The organism is Microbacterium sp. P5_E9, from assembly GCF_054049175.1.
Map to the genome: position 1 here is coordinate 97,960 of NZ_JBFUMV010000011.1, position 14,527 is coordinate 112,486.

Here is a 14,527-nt window from a genome sequence, read left to right on the forward strand (position 1 = left end):
GGGAGGGTTCGATATGGCGGTGAGTGTGAAGGATGTCGCGGCCGCGGCATCCGTCTCGGTCGGAACTGTGTCGAACGTGCTCAACACGCCCTCCAAAGTCGCGCCGGCGACCGTGGAGCGGGTGCTCCTGGCGATCGAGGAGCTGGGCTTCGTGCGCAACGACGCCGCGCGGCAGCTGCGCGCGGGCCGGAGCCGCAGCATCGGACTCGTCGTGCTCGACGTCGGCAACCCCTTCTTCGCCGAGATCGTCCGTGGCGCCGAGAACCGTGCGGCGGAGGACGGGCTGTCGGTGCTGGTCGGCAACAGCGACGAGACCCCCGAGCGGGAGGGCGCCTACCTCGACCTCTTCCGCGAGCAGCGGGTGAACGGGGTGCTCATCACCCCCGTGACCGACGACCTCGGCGCGGTCGAGCGCCTGCGCGACTCCGGGGTGCCCGTCGTGCTGGTCGACCGCGAGCCCGACGGCGGGGCGTTCAGCTCGGTCGCCGTCGACGACGTCGAGGGTGGGCATCTGGCCGTCGCGCACCTCCTCGAGATCGGCCGCCGGAGAATCGCGTACGTGAGCGGACCGCTCGGCATCCGGCAGGTCGCCGACCGGCTCGAGGGCGCGCGCCGTGCCGTCGCGGAATGTCCAGGAGCGACGCTCGAGGTGATCGAGATGCCTGCCCTGTCAGTGCTGCGCGGACGCGCCGCGGGCGAGCAGATCGTCGCCCGTGCGCCCGGGGATCGGCCGGACGCGGTCTTCGCCGCGAACGACCTGCTCGCCGTCGGACTGCTGCAGGGGCTGCACCTCATCGCCGACCTGCGGGTGCCGGAGGACATCGCCCTCATCGGCTACGACGACATCGACTTCGCCTCGGCGACCGTCGTGCCGCTCAGCTCGATCCGTCAGCCGGCCGCGCTCATCGGCTACCGCGCGGTCGACATCCTGCTCGCCGAGGTCGCAGGCGCCGACCACGAGCGCAATGTGCGGTTCCAGCCCGAGCTCGTCGTCCGGGAGTCCACCGGGGGCTGAGTCTCGGCTCGATAGGCGGGGCCTCAGGCGACGCGGATGGCGCGGATCGCCATGAACTGCCGCCCGGGCAGGTCGACCCGCACCGTGCCGGAATGGGTTCCCTCGACCGGCTCGATGGTGAGGTTCCAGGTGTCGATCACCTCGACGCTCCACTGCCCCTCGGGGAGGATCAGGTTGCGGAACCGCGGCCGGTTGAACCCGAAGTACCCGACCAGGTGCTGGCCGGCGATACCGCCCCAGGGCACGTCCCAGTCGGACGGCAGCGGATCCCAGACGCCGCCGGGTGTCTCTTCCAGCAGCATGTCGAGGAAGCCGATGCGCGCGGGGGAAGAGCCATAGAGCTCGCCGCCCTTCGCCCACCAGAGCACCTCGGGGTCTTCGCCGGCGGAGGGAGAGGGCACGGTGGTGCCGCCCGACTCGATCGGCAGGTAGGTCTCGCCGTGGCCGACATAGCCGCCGCGGACGGCGCCCTCCCAGAACCGGCGGGTCATCTCCTCGCCGGTGATGTTGCCCCAGCCCTGGTCGATGTCGCCCTCGTAGGCGCACTCGTCGATGACGACGGGCTTGCCCCAGCGCTCCCGCCACTCGTCGGTGTTCTCCGCGGTGCGGTAGACGTCGACGCGCTGCACGCTGACGTGCGTGATCCACGGCTTCGAATAGTCGTAGAACGGCCGGCAGTTGTGGATCGAGTTGAGGTGGCCGAATGCGTCCTCCTCGCCGACGATCGCGGCGAGCCGCTCCCAGTCGGCTTCGTCCTTCGACCACAGCAGGTCGTACTCGTTCGCCATCGACCACCACACGTTGGCGTAGGCGGAGAGGCGGCGCACGAGGTAGCGGAGGTAGCGCTCGTCCACAGCCGGACCGAGGTCGGCGAAGCCCCACCGGTCGTACGCGTGGAAGAGGATGAGGTCGGCTTCGATGCCCAGGTCGGCGAGCTGGGTGATCCGCTCCTCGAGTCGGTGGAAGTGCGTGACATCGAAGCGCTCGAGGTCGAACCCGTCTTCGAGCGACCCGGGGAAGACGAAGTCCTCGGGCTCGTTCGCGTTGTAGAGGTACGACTTCGGGAAGACGCACATCCGCAGCTTGGTGAACGGGGCGTCGGCCAAGGTGCGCAGCGTCTGCTCCTGCAGGGCGGCGGGCTGGTGGGTCCAGGCATAGGCCGTAGTGCCGAGCGGGCGGTGGCGGGTGCCGTCGGCGTGCCGGAAGTGCAAGCCGTCCACGCGAACCGGGCCGTGGCTGCCCTTGCGCGCGGGCACAACCGTGACCGTCCCCACGATGCCGTCGAGCGATCGCGCGGTGGATCGCGTGACGAAGCTCCATTCCCCCTCGACGTCGGCGAGCGCGCGGATGACGTAGCGCCCGCCGCCGTCATAGAACCCGCCGACCCGCAGCCTTTTGTCGCCACGCGTGAAGACGGCATCCAATTCCACATCGACGAAGGGGTTGCCGTGCGACGGGCCGTCGAGACGCACCTCGAGCACATCCCAGAGCGGCACAGGAGCCGGAAGGACGACGGATGCCGAGCCCCGCGCCACCGTCTCGTCCTCGTAGGCGGGGTCGGGCGCGATCGCCGGCGCGTACGGCGGGCGGCCGACGCCGTCGCCGACCCCGGAGAGCTCGTCCCACAGGCGCTCCCGCTCGGCCGGGTCTTCGAGGGCCGGGATGAAGGCGACGAGTGAACCCAGCCGGCCGTCGCGGTACTGCGCGACCATCGGCGACGCGGCGATGCCGGGCATGTACCGCTCCAGGATGGCCCGCGCGGCGGGGTTGTCGAGGGCTTCGCCGAAGGTGGACGCGCGGTCGAACATGATGTCTCCTAGTGGTGGTTACGCGGCGGGGCAGTCAGGAGGTCGCGGCGCGCACGGCCGCATCCACCTTCGCGAGCACGTCGGGCGGGGTGAACATGAGCGCGGTGGCGAGTGGCCGCCCCGCGCCCCAGGAGGTGCCCGCGCGTACGCCCTCGGCCATGCCTGGGTCGACGGCGGCGAGAGTGTCGAGCACGGCGCGGTAGGCCCGCGGGTCGTCGATGATCTCGGCGAGGGATGCTTCGAGCCCCGGCAGCGGCGCTCGCTCGACCGCGACCGGCGCGGGGACGCGCCACTCGTGCACGCCGGACACCACCTCGATGGCGACCGATGTCCCGGGCAGCTCGACGACCGCGGTCGTGTTCGCGGGCACGACCGCGCGCACGACGATCTCGGCTCCGTCGCGGTGCCACGCGACGGAGGCCTCGCCGTAGGGCGTGAGGTGGCGTGCGGACGCGTGCTCGAGTCCGGCGAGCGGCTGCGGCGCGATGCGCAGCTGCGCGTAGCCCGGCGCGGCCGGGGCGAGCCCCGCCACGGTCCGGTGCAGCCAGTCCGCGACCGCTCCGAGGGCGTAGTGGTTGAACGAGGTCATCTCGCCCGGGTTCACCGAACCGTCCGGCAGCAGGCTGTCCCAGCGCTCCCAGACCGTCGTCGCGCCCATCGTCACGGGGTAGAGCCACGAGGGGCACTCCGTCTGGACGAGCAGGCGCTCGGCGGCGGCGAGATGTCCACCATCGGTGAGCGCATCGGTCACGAGCGGTGTGCCCACGAAGCCGGTGGCGATGCGGTACCCGCCTTCGCGGACGAGCACCGCGAGCCGGTCGGCGAGGGCCTGACGCAGCTCCGGATCGGTCACGAGATCGAACTCGAGGGCGAGCGCGTACGCCGTGGGGGCGTCGCTCATCATGCGGCCGGCCGGTGTCACGTAGTGCGCCACGAACGCTGCCCGGCTGCGCTCGGCGAGCGCGGCGTAGGTCTCGGCGTCGTCGTCGAGACCGAGCAGAGCGGCCGCATCCGCGACCTGACGGAGCGACTGGGCGAGGTAGGCGGTCGCCACGATGTCGCCGTCGACCTTGGCCTGGAAGGGCTTGTCCGGCGGAGCGGAAGGATCCAGCCAGTCGCCGAGCTGCATGCGGCCCGCCCAGGGACCCTGGTGTCCGGCATCCCGAAGCACCGCATCGGTCCACGCCTTCATGCTGGCGTACTGCGCCTCGAGCACGCCGAGATCGCCGAACCGCTCGTACAGCACGGTCGGCACGGCGGTCGCCGCATCCCCCCAGGCCGCGGTCGGTCCGCCGCCACCGAATGCGGGGAGCGCCGCGGGGATGACGAGGGGCACCTCGCCGTCGTTGCGCGCCTGCTCGTGGGCCAGGTCGCGCAGCCACGAGGTGAGGAAGCCGTCGCTGTCGTAGAGGAAGCTCGCGGTCGGCGAGAACACCTGGATGTCGCCGGTCCACCCGAGGCGCTCGTCGCGCTGCGGGCAGTCGGTCGGGATCGAGAGGAAGTTGCCGCGCATGCCCCACACGACGTTCTCGTGCAGGCGCTCGATGAGCGGGTCGGATGCCTCGAACCACCCCGTGCGAGTCATGTCCGTGTGCAGCACGACGGCCTCGACGTCGGCGGGGTCGATCTCGCCGCCAGTGATCTCGGCGTACCGGAACCCGTAGAACGAGAACCGGCTCTCGAGGATCTCGACGCCGGCGCCGGCGAGGGTGAAGGCGGCGGTCGCCTTCGCGTTGCGCAGGGGACGGATGCCGAGCTCGCCGTCTTCGAGCACCTCGGCGTGCCGGATGGTCAGGGTCGTGCCGGCGGCGCCGGTGGCCCGGATCCGCACGCGCCCGACGAGGTTCTGCCCGAAGTCGAGGATGCGACCGCCGGAGGGTGTCGGGATCACCTCGACGACCGGGAGGGTCTGGGTGCGGCGCACCGGCGGGGCGATCCGCGCCTCCGGGACCGGCACGTTCTCGTACTCGGGGAGCGCGGCCGTGCCGACGCGGACGGGTGTCCAGCCGGCGTCGGTCGCTGATGGGCCGGTCGCTGATGGGCCGGCCGCTGATGGGCCGGTCGCTGAGCCTGTCGAAGCGTCGTCGTCCGGCCCTTCGACAAGCTCAGGGACCGCCGGGTGGAGCTCAGGGACCGACAGGGGAGACGGGGCCGACCAGCCGGGCACGGCACGGCGCAGGTCCTGGGTCTCGCCCGGGTAGATGCCGCTGTCGACGATCGGGCCGTCGCCGAAGGCCGTCCAGTCGGCGCCGGTCGCCGCGATCGTCGCAGTGGTGCCGTCGGCGTAGGTGACGCGGAGCTGGCCGAGGAACGACGGCTGGGTGCCGTAGAGGCGGGCCGCGAAGTCGAAGAACCCGTACTTCTCGGTGTACCAGCCGCCCGCGACCGATGCGCCCAGCACGTTCTCGCCCTCGCGGAGGAGCGCGGAGATGTCGACGGTCTCGTGCACGAGCCGGTCGCGATAGCTGGTCCAGCCGGGGGCGAGGACGTCGTCCGAAACCGGTGAGCCATTGAGCTCGGGCTCGGCGACGCCGAGGGCGGTCCAGAAGAGCAGGGCGCGCTCCACCGCCCGGTCGAGCCTGAACGTCGTGCGCAGCAGCACCGGCTGCGCCTCGCGTGACGGGTTCTGCAGTCCGATCGGCTGGGCGACCCATTCGCCCTCGGCGAGGAAGCCGGCCTCGACGCGCAGCGGCTCGCTCTGCGAGGTCTCCGCACCCGACACCGCACGCACGCGGACTGTGACATCGCGGCGCTCGCCGGGTGCGAGCGGGGGGAACGGCCACGCGACGAGCACACTGCTGCGCCCGTCGATGGTCACGGTCTCGCGGCCGTCACTCAGCTCCGCGGAGGCCTGCAGCCAGCCGGCCTCGGACGATTCGACAGTCCAGCTCAGCCGCGGGGTCGGGGTGGCGACGAACGCGGTGTCGTCTCGGAGTTCTGCGCGCAGCGTTGCGACACGGGAGGGCTCGGTCACTCATCGTCTCCTTCGGCGATCCAATCTTGAAACGATACAACACCGCCCTCCGCATACAGACCGATCACTCGGCCGGTGAACGACTCGGTCGTCTCCGACGACAGGAAGCGGCCGTCGATCTCGGCGAGGTCCACGCGCTCGCCGCCGGCCGGGGTGTATCCGAGGTGGAACAGGTCGCTGGTCAGGACGAAGCCGGAGCCGCTGGGCTTCACCGAATCGAGGTGCAGCACGAGTTCATCCCCATCGAAGGCGGTGCTCCACTCCTGCCGAAGGCCGCCGATGACCGCCCGCGCCGTGACCGTGCCGCCGCCCACCTCGACCTCGACGTGGAACCGCTCGTCGTAGCGCACGGCGAGACCGCCGACGCCGGCCGAGGCATCCATCCGCACGTTCACGCGGTTGGTCAGGTGCTCTTGTCGGCGCCCGAGGAAGACCGGGTGCGCGTCGTCGAGCGTGGTGCTGTCGCCCTGAAGGGTGAGCCAGCCGGGTCGCGAGGTGAGATCGGCGACGGCAGAGGGAGTGCGGCGGATGGCGAGCCATTCGCCGTCGAGCGCCTCGTCGGGGGCGAAGTCGACCTCGACCCGGGTTCCGGGACGCGGGTTCAGCAGCACCGGGTCGATCGTCGGCCAGCCGTTCTCCTGCCACTGCACCGGCGTGACGAAGGTCTCGCGGCCCAGCGCGGAGAAGGCGCGGGTCATGCTGCGCGGACGGACGCCGAGCAGGACGCACAGCCAGTCGCCGTCCGGGCCGACGACGAGGTCGCCGTGCCCCGTGTTCTGGACGGGACGGATCGTGGAGCGGGCCGACACGAGCGGGTTCTGCGGCGCCGTCTCGAACGGACCTTCCGGCGAGTCCGACCGCGCGATGCTGATGCCGTGGCCGCGCTCCGTGCCGCCCTCCGCGATCATCAGGTACCAGGTGCCGTCGACCTCGTAGAGGTGCGGGGCTTCGGGGAACTGCCCGCCGGTGCCCGACCACACCGAGCGCGACTCCTCGAGCGCGAGGTGGCTGTCGAGATCGACCTTCACCTGCAGGATGCCGAGGTGGGTGCCGATGTCGGCTCCGCTCAGGATCAGGCCGGAGTAGGTGATGTAGACGTTGCCGTCGGCATCCCACGCGATGTCGGGATCGATGCCGTTGATGCTCTCCGAGCCGTCGGCGGTGCGGATCACGTCGCCCTTGCTCCAGGGGCCGGCGGCATCCGTCGCGGTGAAGTGCAGCATCCCGCGCCCCATCGCCACCGTGATGACGAGGTGGAAGACGTCGTCGCGGTGCCGGATCGTCGGTGCCCAGACGCCGCCCGCCGTGGGCACGTCGGCGATGCCGAACACGTCGGGGTCACCCGAGACATGGCCGATGAGCTCCCACGTCTCGAAGTCGCGCGAGCGGTGGATCGGGATGCCCGGCAGGTACTCGAAGGTCGAGGTCGCCAGGAACCACTCGTCGCCGACCTTGACGACGCTCGGGTCGGGGTGGAACCCGTTCAGCAGCGGGTTGTAGAGGGTGGTCATGTCATCTCCGGTCGGGATGCCGCGAGCGGCGTCGGATTCAGCGCGCGAGGGTCGCGCCGAGGTCGCTCGCGAGGGCGAGGGCGCGCGGATCTGCGCCGCCCGGCCAGGGGCCGCGGGCGATCATCCACGCGAACGCGATGCCGGTGTCGGGATCGACGCACGCGAGTGCACCCATCGCCCCGTCGTGCCCGAAGGCGCGGGGACCGCCGAATGCGAGAGTGGGAGTGGGCTTCTGGAACACGACGGCGTGCGAGCGATTGGGCTGCCCGAGCACCTCGTCGTAGCCCCGCACCTGCTGCTGGCCGATGGTCAGCACGGTATCCGTCGACAGGAACGGGGGAGCGCCTTCGACGCCGGTGACCGCCGCTGCGAACAGGCGCGCGAGTCCGCGAGCCGTGCCGGTGCCTGACACTGCGGGGTGCCCGAACCGCCAGCTGATCGGGTCGTTCGCGAGATCGACGGGTGGACCAGGAGATGCGAAGACGAGCGGACCGAGCAGCGAGGCGTAAAACGTTGAGGTGTCGGCGACCGGCCGGATCATCGGGAGGGTCGGCGCCTTTCGCGACTCCTGGTCGGCGGGGAGGCCGAGGTAGAAGTCGATGCCGTGCGGCGCGCGGATCTCCTGCTCGTAGAACTCGTGCAGCGTGCGTCCGGTGACCCGGAACACCAGCTCCGACGCGAGATTGCCGATCGTGAGGCCGTGATAGCCGAAGGCGGTGCCGGGGTACCAGAACGGCGTCGAGGCGGCGAGGCGCTCCGCTCCGACATGGTCATCGAGCAGCTCCGCGGTGGTCAGGGGCGGGGTCGCCTGCGGCACCCCGGCCTGATGCGACAGCAGCTGCCGGACCGTGACGTGCGCCTTGCCCCTCTGCGAGAACTCCGGCCAGTACTCGGCGACGAGCGCGTCGAGGTCGAGCTGGCCGCGCTGGACGAGGAGCCCGATCGAGAGTCCGATCGTGTTCTTCGTGACCGAGAACGGCACCGAGACGGAGTCCTCGTCGAGGTGCGGGCCGCCCCACACGTCGAGCACCGGAGTGCCGTCGTGGAAGGCCGCCGCCTGGAACGACAGGTCGGGGTCGCCCGCGAGGAAGCCCTCGAGCCGGGCGACGATGTCGTCGAGACGCGAGTCGGCGCGGCCGTGAAGTGCGCCGGTGAGGGTGGCGAGCTGAGTCATCCTTCGATTGTCCATTCGAGCGAAAGCGGCAGATCGAGGACGGATGCCCCGGCCCGCAGGGTGAACGAACCGGGCTCGACGACCCATTCGCCGGCCCAATGCGCCAGGCGGCGGGCGGGCACCGCGATGCGGGCCGTGACCGTCTCGCCGGGCTGGGCGTGCACGACGGCGAAGCCGACGAGCCAGCGCTCGGGGCGCTCGATCGTGGAGTCGGCGCGCTCGGCGTAGACCTGCACGACCTGCTTGCCCGGGCGGGCCCCGGTGTTGGCGAGGGTCACCTCGACGACGTCGCCGTCACGGTGCGCGACGCCCCACGACCACGTCGTGTAGCCCAGGCCGTGGCCGAACGGGAACGCCGGCGCGACACCTGTGCTGAGCGAGGCACGAGACGAAGCATCCGCCTTCAGCCAAGCCCGGTAGCCGATGTGGATGCCCTCCGCGTAGTCGAGCACCCCGGAGTCGGGGGTCACATCGGTGACCGGCACCTCCGCGAGCGCGGCAGGCCAGGTCGTGGGCAGGCGACCGCCGGGCTCGACGGCGCCGGTGAGGACGTCGGCGAGCGCCGCGCCGAACTGCTGGCCGCCGAAGTAGCCCTGCAGCACCGCGGCGACCTCGCCGGCCCACGGCAGCACCACAGGCGCGCCGGCGTTGACGACGACGATCGTTCGCGGGTTCGCCGCGACGACGGCGCGGACGAGGTCGTCCTGGCGGCCGGGCAGATCGAGGTTCTCGCGGTCGTAGCCCTCGGATTCGACCTTCGAGTTGGTGCCGACGACGACGATCGCGACATCGGATGCCGCGGCCGCGGCCGCCGCGCGGGCGATGAGCCCGTCGGGGTCGGAGTCGTCGGGTGCGATGCCGAACGTCGCGCTCAGCACGCCGGCGAGCGCGCCGTCGGACTGGATGTCGAACTCCGCGCGCAGGGCGACCGGGGTGCCCGCAGTGAGGCTGAGGCGCGCCGTCACCGACGGCGGGTTCAGGAAGGCGGCGCCGAGGTCGGTGCCCGTGATGGCCGGGGTGTCGTCGAGGACGAGCTCATCCTTGACCCATACGCGGCCACGGGTCGAGCCGGCGAACCCGAGCAGGATCTCGCCCGACTCGGCCGGGTTGTAGGTCGTCTCGAGCTTGAGGGTCGACGCGGTCGAGACGGGGGCGTCGCCGCCGAACCACACCAGCGCGGTGGCCCGACGATCCTCGGCGAACATCTCGCCGCCCTCGGCGTCGAGGAAGGTCACCCGCACGCCCGGCTGGCCGGTCACCGGGTTGGTGATCGTCTCGAGGGGCAGTTCGGCGACGCCTTCCTGCACGACCGCGCCCAGTTCGTAGGTCACCTCGGCGCCGGGCAGGGCGGTGCGGAGGCCGTCGAGCGGTGAGATCACGCGCTCGGGCAGCACCGTGGCGCTGCCGCCGCCCTGGGTGCGGGCATCACGGGCGTTGTGCCCGATGAGCGCCACGCGACGCAGGGCCGAGGCATCCAGCGGCAGTATGCCGTCGTTGCTCAGCAGCACCGAACCGGCGGCGGACGCTTCGCGGACGAACGCCTCGCCGTCGACCGCCGCGGGGGTGATCGGGGTGCTCTCGCCGAGTGCGCCGACGCGCTCCGCGAGCAGCAGCATGCGCAGCACCTTGCGGTCGAGGTCGGCCTCGTCGAGGCTGCCGTCGCGGATCGCCTCGACGATGTTGGCCCAGGCGGGGGCGGGACCGGGCATCGCGAGGTCCTGCGCGGCGGGGATCGAGTCGAGGGATCGCACTGCGGTCCAGTCGCTGATGACGACGCCGTCGAAGCCCCACTCGGAGTTGAGCGGGGTCTCGAGCAGGTCGTTCTCGGTCATCGTGACGCCGTCGACCGCGTTGTACGCGCTCATCACGCTCCAGGCACCGGCCTCGACCGCGCGCTCGAAGGGGGCGAGGTAGAGCTCGCGGAGCGAGCGCTCGTCGACCCGCACATCGACCGTGAACCGGTCGGTCTCGGAGTCGTTCGCGACATAGTGCTTGGGCGTCGCGGCGACGCCGTTGTCCTGCAGACCGCGCACATACGCGGCGGCAAGCTCGGCGCTCAGCTCCGGGTCTTCGCTGAAGCACTCGAAGTGGCGGCCGCCGAGCGGGGAGCGGTGCAGGTTGATGGTCGGGCCGAGCACGACGTCCACGTCCTTGCGACGGGCTTCGGATGCCGCGGCCGCGCCGTACCGGTACGCAAGCTCGACATCCCACGAGGCGGCGAGGGCCGACCCGGAGGGCATGTTGAGCGAGGGCTCCCGTTCGTCCCACCGGGGACCGCGGACCCCGGCCGGACCGTCGGAGAGCGTCATGGCGCGCAGGCCGATCTCGGGCAGCGGCACGGTCGTCCAGAAGTCCGCGCCCTGCACGAGGGCGGCCTTCTGCTCGAGGGTGAGCTTGTCGAGCAGCGGGATCAGGTGCTGGACCGTTTCGGGCTGAGTCGAGGTGGCGGGAGTGGTCATGCGGCTTCTCCTTGCGAGATCTCGGCGTCGAGCAGCGCGCGGCGAGCCGCGCGGCGTTCTTTCTGGTGGTCCGGGTTGGGGACCGGCGCGGCGAGGAACAGCCGCTGGGTGTACGGGTGCTCCGGGCGGGCGGTGACCTGGTCGCCGTCGCCGGTCTCGACCAGCTCGCCCCGGTACATCACGGCGACCCGGTGGCTGATGTGGCGTACCACGGCCAGGTCGTGCGAGATGAAGAGGTAGGCGACGCCGGTGCGCTCCTGGATTTCGATGAACAGGTCGAGCACCCGAGCCTGGGTGGACAGGTCGAGCGCGGAGACCGGCTCGTCGCAGACGATGAGCTGCGGGTCGAGCGCGAGCGCCCGGGCGATTGCGACGCGCTGCCGCTGACCGCCGGAGAATTCGCGTGGCAGCCGGCTCGCGGCATCCGCTGGAAGGCCTACCTGCCCCAGCAGCTCGCCGACCCGGCCGCGGGCCTCCTTGGCGGCGACGCCGCGCGCGGTGAGCGGCTCGGCGAGGATCTGCTCGATGGTCAGCGAGGGGTTCAGTGACGAGTACGGGTCCTGGAAGACCACCTGGATCTCGCTGCTGAGGTCTCGGCGCTGCCGACGGTTCAGGTGCCCGATCTCCTTGTCGCGGTAGGTGATCGACCCGGCGGTGACCGGCGCGAGCCCGAGCACGGCGCGGCCGAGGGTGGTCTTGCCCGAGCCCGACTCGCCCACGAGTCCGACGGTCTCGCCGGGCTTGATGTCGAGCGAGACGCCCTTCAGCGCCTGGAACGGCTTGGCGCGGAAGCCCTTGCCCGGGTAAGCGACCTCGAGGTCGGTGACCTTCAGCAGAGTGCTCATGACTTCGCTCCTTCTGATGCGCCGCCTGCGTAGGACAGCGGCGGTCGGGCGGGACCCTCGTCGAGGATCGCGTCCAGCAGGGACTGGGTGTACGGGTGCGACGGGGCGCCGAGGATCGTGCGGACCGGGCCCTGTTCGACGAAGAGACCCTGCTGCATGACGGTGACCCGATCGCAGAGGTCCGCGACGATCCCGAAGTTGTGCGTCACGAGGAGCATCGCCATCTGGCGCTCACGCTGCAGGTCGCGCAGCACGTCCAGCACCTCGGCCTGCACGGTGACGTCGAGCGCCGTGGTGGGCTCGTCGGCGATGATCAGGTMGGGGTCGGTCGAGACGGCGCCGGCGATGAGCACGCGCTGAGCCATGCCGCCCGAGACCTCGAACGGGTACGCCGCGAAGGTGCGCTTCGGGTTCGGGATGCCGACGCGCTCCAGCAGCGCGAGCGAGCGCTCGGTCGCCTCCTTCTTGCTCAGGCCCAGCGTCTTGCGCAGCGGCTCGACGAGCTGGTACCCGATCGTGAACGACGGATCGAGGTTCGACATGGGCTCCTGAGGGATGTATCCGATCCGCTTGCCGCGGATGCCGGCATAGGCGCGCTCGGATGCACCCGCGAGCTCGGTGCCCTCATAGTCGATCGAGCCGCCCGATACGTGACCGCCGCGGGGGAGCAGCCCGAGAACGGCGAACGCGGTCTGGGTCTTGCCCGAGCCCGACTCGCCGATGAGGCCGTGGATCTCGCCCTTGCGGACGTCGAGCGAGACACCGTGGACGACCTCGATGTCGGTGCCCTCGGTCTGCTGGTACGCCACCTTCAGGTCGCGGATCGACAGCACCACCTCCTGCGGCCGGTCGGCGGTGAACACGTCGTCCTCGTGGACGATCGTGTCGATGCCGACGACGGGCAGCTCGGCCGAGTCCTCCAGCGCGGCGGCGTCTCCGCCGCCCATCGAGATCGAGGTCGTCACCGCGGCGATCGAGCCGGTGGCCGTCGCGACGGCACGGCGGCGCCGACGGCGCACGGTCACGGTGCGCTCGAGCACGTCCCGCATCGCGTTCGCGAGCAGAGTGAGCGCGATACACGTCGTCGCGATCGCGAGCGAGGGCCACAGCATGAGCAGTGGTGCGCGGTAGATGTTCGCGAAGCCGTCGTTGAGCATCGAGCCCCAGGTCGGGACGGACATGTCGCCGAGCCCGAGGAACTCCAGCCCCGACTGGATGCCGATCGCGATGCCCGCGATGATCGCGGTCTGGATGATGATCGGCGCGCGCACCACCGAGAGGATGTGGCGACCGATGATGCGCATATCGCTGAGGCCCGAGACACGGGCCGCATCCACGTACAGTTCGCTGCGTACGCCCACGACGGCCGCGTAGGTGAGCCGGTAGTAGGCCGTCGACAGGATGATGCCGAAGATGAGCATCGCCCACCACACCGAGGGGCCGAGCACGGCGCGGGCCGCGATGAGCACGACGATGCCAGGCAGCGCCATGATGAGCGACGTCACCCATGAGGCGGCCGCATCGAACCAGCCCTTGAAGTAGCCGGCGATGAGACCCGCGATGACGCCGATCAGGAGGGCCGTGACGATGGCGACGGATGCTGCCGCCAGCGTCGTGGACGTCGCCCACAGCAGCCGTGACAGGACGTCGCGGCCGGCGCTGTCGTTGCCGAGCGGGTGCTCCGGGCTCGGCGGCGCGAGCACAAGCTGAAGCGAGGCCTTATTGGGGTCGTATGGGGCGATGAACGGCCCGATGATCGCGATGAGGATGACGAAGGCGAGGTAGCCGAGGGCGATGAGCCCGACGGGCTTGCGCACGAGTCTCCGGAAGAGCGAGGTCTTGACGTGCGGCGTGGGAACAGCCTGGACTTCGATGGCGGTCATGACAGTCGCACCTTCGGGTTGAGCGCGGCTTGCGCGAGATCGATGACGAGATTGACGATGATGACGATGACGGCCGTCGCGACGACGAGCCCCATCATCACGGGGATGTCGCCCTGGACTCCGGCCTGCACGGTCAGCTGGCCCATCCCCGGGAGGGCGAAGATCTGCTCGACGATGACGGCGCCTCCGAGGAGGCCGATGAACTGCACGGCCAGAATCGCGAGGGCGGGCCCGCCGGCATTGCGCAGTGYGTGCTTGTAGACGACGCTGCGGGTGTCGAGTCCGCGACTGCGGAGCGTGCGGACGTAGTCGCGCGACATCGCGTCGATCATCGACCCGCGCACCTGCTGGGTGACTGCGGCGATCGCGCCGATGGAGAGGGCGATGATCGGTAATGTCACCGACGACATCCATCCCGTGAAGGACTCCGTCAACGGTATATATCCCGTCGCTTTGAACCAGTGCAGGTTGATCGCGAAGATGAGCACGAGGTACAGGGCGATGAGGAAGCCGGGGATCGCGAAGCCCAGCACGGAGAAGAACTGCACCGTGCCGTCCACCGCACCACTGCGGCGAGCAGCCCAGACACCCAGAAGGACCGAGAAGATCGCAGTGACGATCGTCGTGCCGATGACGAGCGAAAGGGTCACAGCGACACGGCCCGTGAGACTCACCGACACGAGCTGACCGTTGAACCACGATCGACCGAGGTCGCCGGTCAGAGCGTTCGTGAGCCAGTCCCAGTACTGCACGACGACGGGTCGATTGAGACCGAGTTCTTCGGTCTTCTGCGCCACAGCCTCGGGCGTGGCGTTCTGACCCAGGATCCGCCGCGCGATGTTGGCGCTGTCCAGATAC

At 70.6% G+C, this 14,527-nt stretch carries 9 protein-coding genes; 1 reads left to right on the forward strand and 8 read right to left on the reverse strand.

Annotated features, from left to right (window positions below; translation table 11 throughout):
- Nucleotides 1-13: 13 nt before the first annotated feature.
- Nucleotides 14-1,015, forward strand: a complete 1,002-nt coding sequence (locus tag ACXJ3V_RS14095; RefSeq protein WP_457100950.1) for a LacI family DNA-binding transcriptional regulator — start codon at nt 14-16, stop codon at nt 1,013-1,015.
- Between the two features lie 23 nt (nt 1,016-1,038).
- Here the strand turns inward: ACXJ3V_RS14095 and ACXJ3V_RS14100 are convergent, their stop codons facing one another.
- The 8 genes from ACXJ3V_RS14100 to ACXJ3V_RS14135 all read right to left on the reverse strand — a co-directional run.
- The gene (locus tag ACXJ3V_RS14100; RefSeq protein WP_457100951.1) at nt 1,039-2,823 is read right to left on the reverse strand and encodes a DUF5605 domain-containing protein; all 1,785 of its coding nucleotides are present in this window, start codon (nt 2,821-2,823) and stop codon (nt 1,039-1,041) included.
- A 34-nt stretch (nt 2,824-2,857) separates the two neighbouring features.
- Nucleotides 2,858-5,797, reverse strand: coding sequence for a family 78 glycoside hydrolase catalytic domain (locus ACXJ3V_RS14105; RefSeq protein WP_457100952.1), 2,940 nt, complete (start codon nt 5,795-5,797; stop codon nt 2,858-2,860).
- Nucleotides 5,794-7,308: a family 43 glycosylhydrolase gene (locus tag ACXJ3V_RS14110; RefSeq protein ID WP_457100953.1), complete on the reverse strand. Its 1,515-nt coding sequence runs from the start codon at nt 7,306-7,308 to the stop codon at nt 5,794-5,796. Before ACXJ3V_RS14110 ends, ACXJ3V_RS14105 begins: the two co-directional genes overlap by 4 nt.
- Nucleotides 7,309-7,345: 37 nt before the next feature.
- Nucleotides 7,346-8,482 carry a serine hydrolase domain-containing protein gene (locus tag ACXJ3V_RS14115; RefSeq protein ID WP_457100954.1) on the reverse strand — a complete coding sequence of 379 codons (1,137 nt, stop codon included), beginning with the start codon at nt 8,480-8,482 and terminating at the stop codon, nt 7,346-7,348.
- Nucleotides 8,479-10,941, reverse strand: a complete 2,463-nt coding sequence (locus ACXJ3V_RS14120; protein WP_457100955.1) for a beta-glucosidase — start codon at nt 10,939-10,941, stop codon at nt 8,479-8,481. The genes ACXJ3V_RS14115 and ACXJ3V_RS14120 overlap by 4 nt, the downstream gene beginning before the upstream one ends.
- Complete coding sequence (locus ACXJ3V_RS14125) at nt 10,938-11,786, reverse strand: ATP-binding cassette domain-containing protein (protein WP_457100956.1); 849 nt, start codon at nt 11,784-11,786, stop codon at nt 10,938-10,940. The genes ACXJ3V_RS14120 and ACXJ3V_RS14125 overlap by 4 nt, the downstream gene beginning before the upstream one ends.
- Nucleotides 11,783-13,669 carry an ATP-binding cassette domain-containing protein gene (locus ACXJ3V_RS14130; RefSeq protein ID WP_457100957.1) on the reverse strand — a complete coding sequence of 629 codons (1,887 nt, stop codon included), beginning with the start codon at nt 13,667-13,669 and terminating at the stop codon, nt 11,783-11,785. Before ACXJ3V_RS14130 ends, ACXJ3V_RS14125 begins: the two co-directional genes overlap by 4 nt.
- On the reverse strand, nt 13,666-14,527 hold an 862-nt coding region (locus ACXJ3V_RS14135; RefSeq protein WP_457100958.1), incomplete at its 5' end, for an ABC transporter permease. The genes ACXJ3V_RS14135 and ACXJ3V_RS14130, both read right to left, overlap by 4 nt.

Coding starts and splice junctions, on each gene's coding strand:
- ACXJ3V_RS14115 (WP_457100954.1), bottom strand. CDS start 8,482: ATGACTCAGCTCGCCACCCTCACCGGCGCACTTCACGGCCGCGCCGAC.
- ACXJ3V_RS14120 (WP_457100955.1), bottom strand. CDS start 10,941: ATGACCACTCCCGCCACCTCGACTCAGCCCGAAACGGTCCAGCACCTG.
- ACXJ3V_RS14110 (WP_457100953.1), bottom strand. CDS start 7,308: ATGACCACCCTCTACAACCCGCTGCTGAACGGGTTCCACCCCGACCCG.
- ACXJ3V_RS14125 (WP_457100956.1), bottom strand. CDS start 11,786: ATGAGCACTCTGCTGAAGGTCACCGACCTCGAGGTCGCTTACCCGGGC.
- ACXJ3V_RS14100 (WP_457100951.1), bottom strand. CDS start 2,823: ATGTTCGACCGCGCGTCCACCTTCGGCGAAGCCCTCGACAACCCCGCC.
- ACXJ3V_RS14095 (WP_457100950.1), top strand. CDS start 14: ATGGCGGTGAGTGTGAAGGATGTCGCGGCCGCGGCATCCGTCTCGGTC.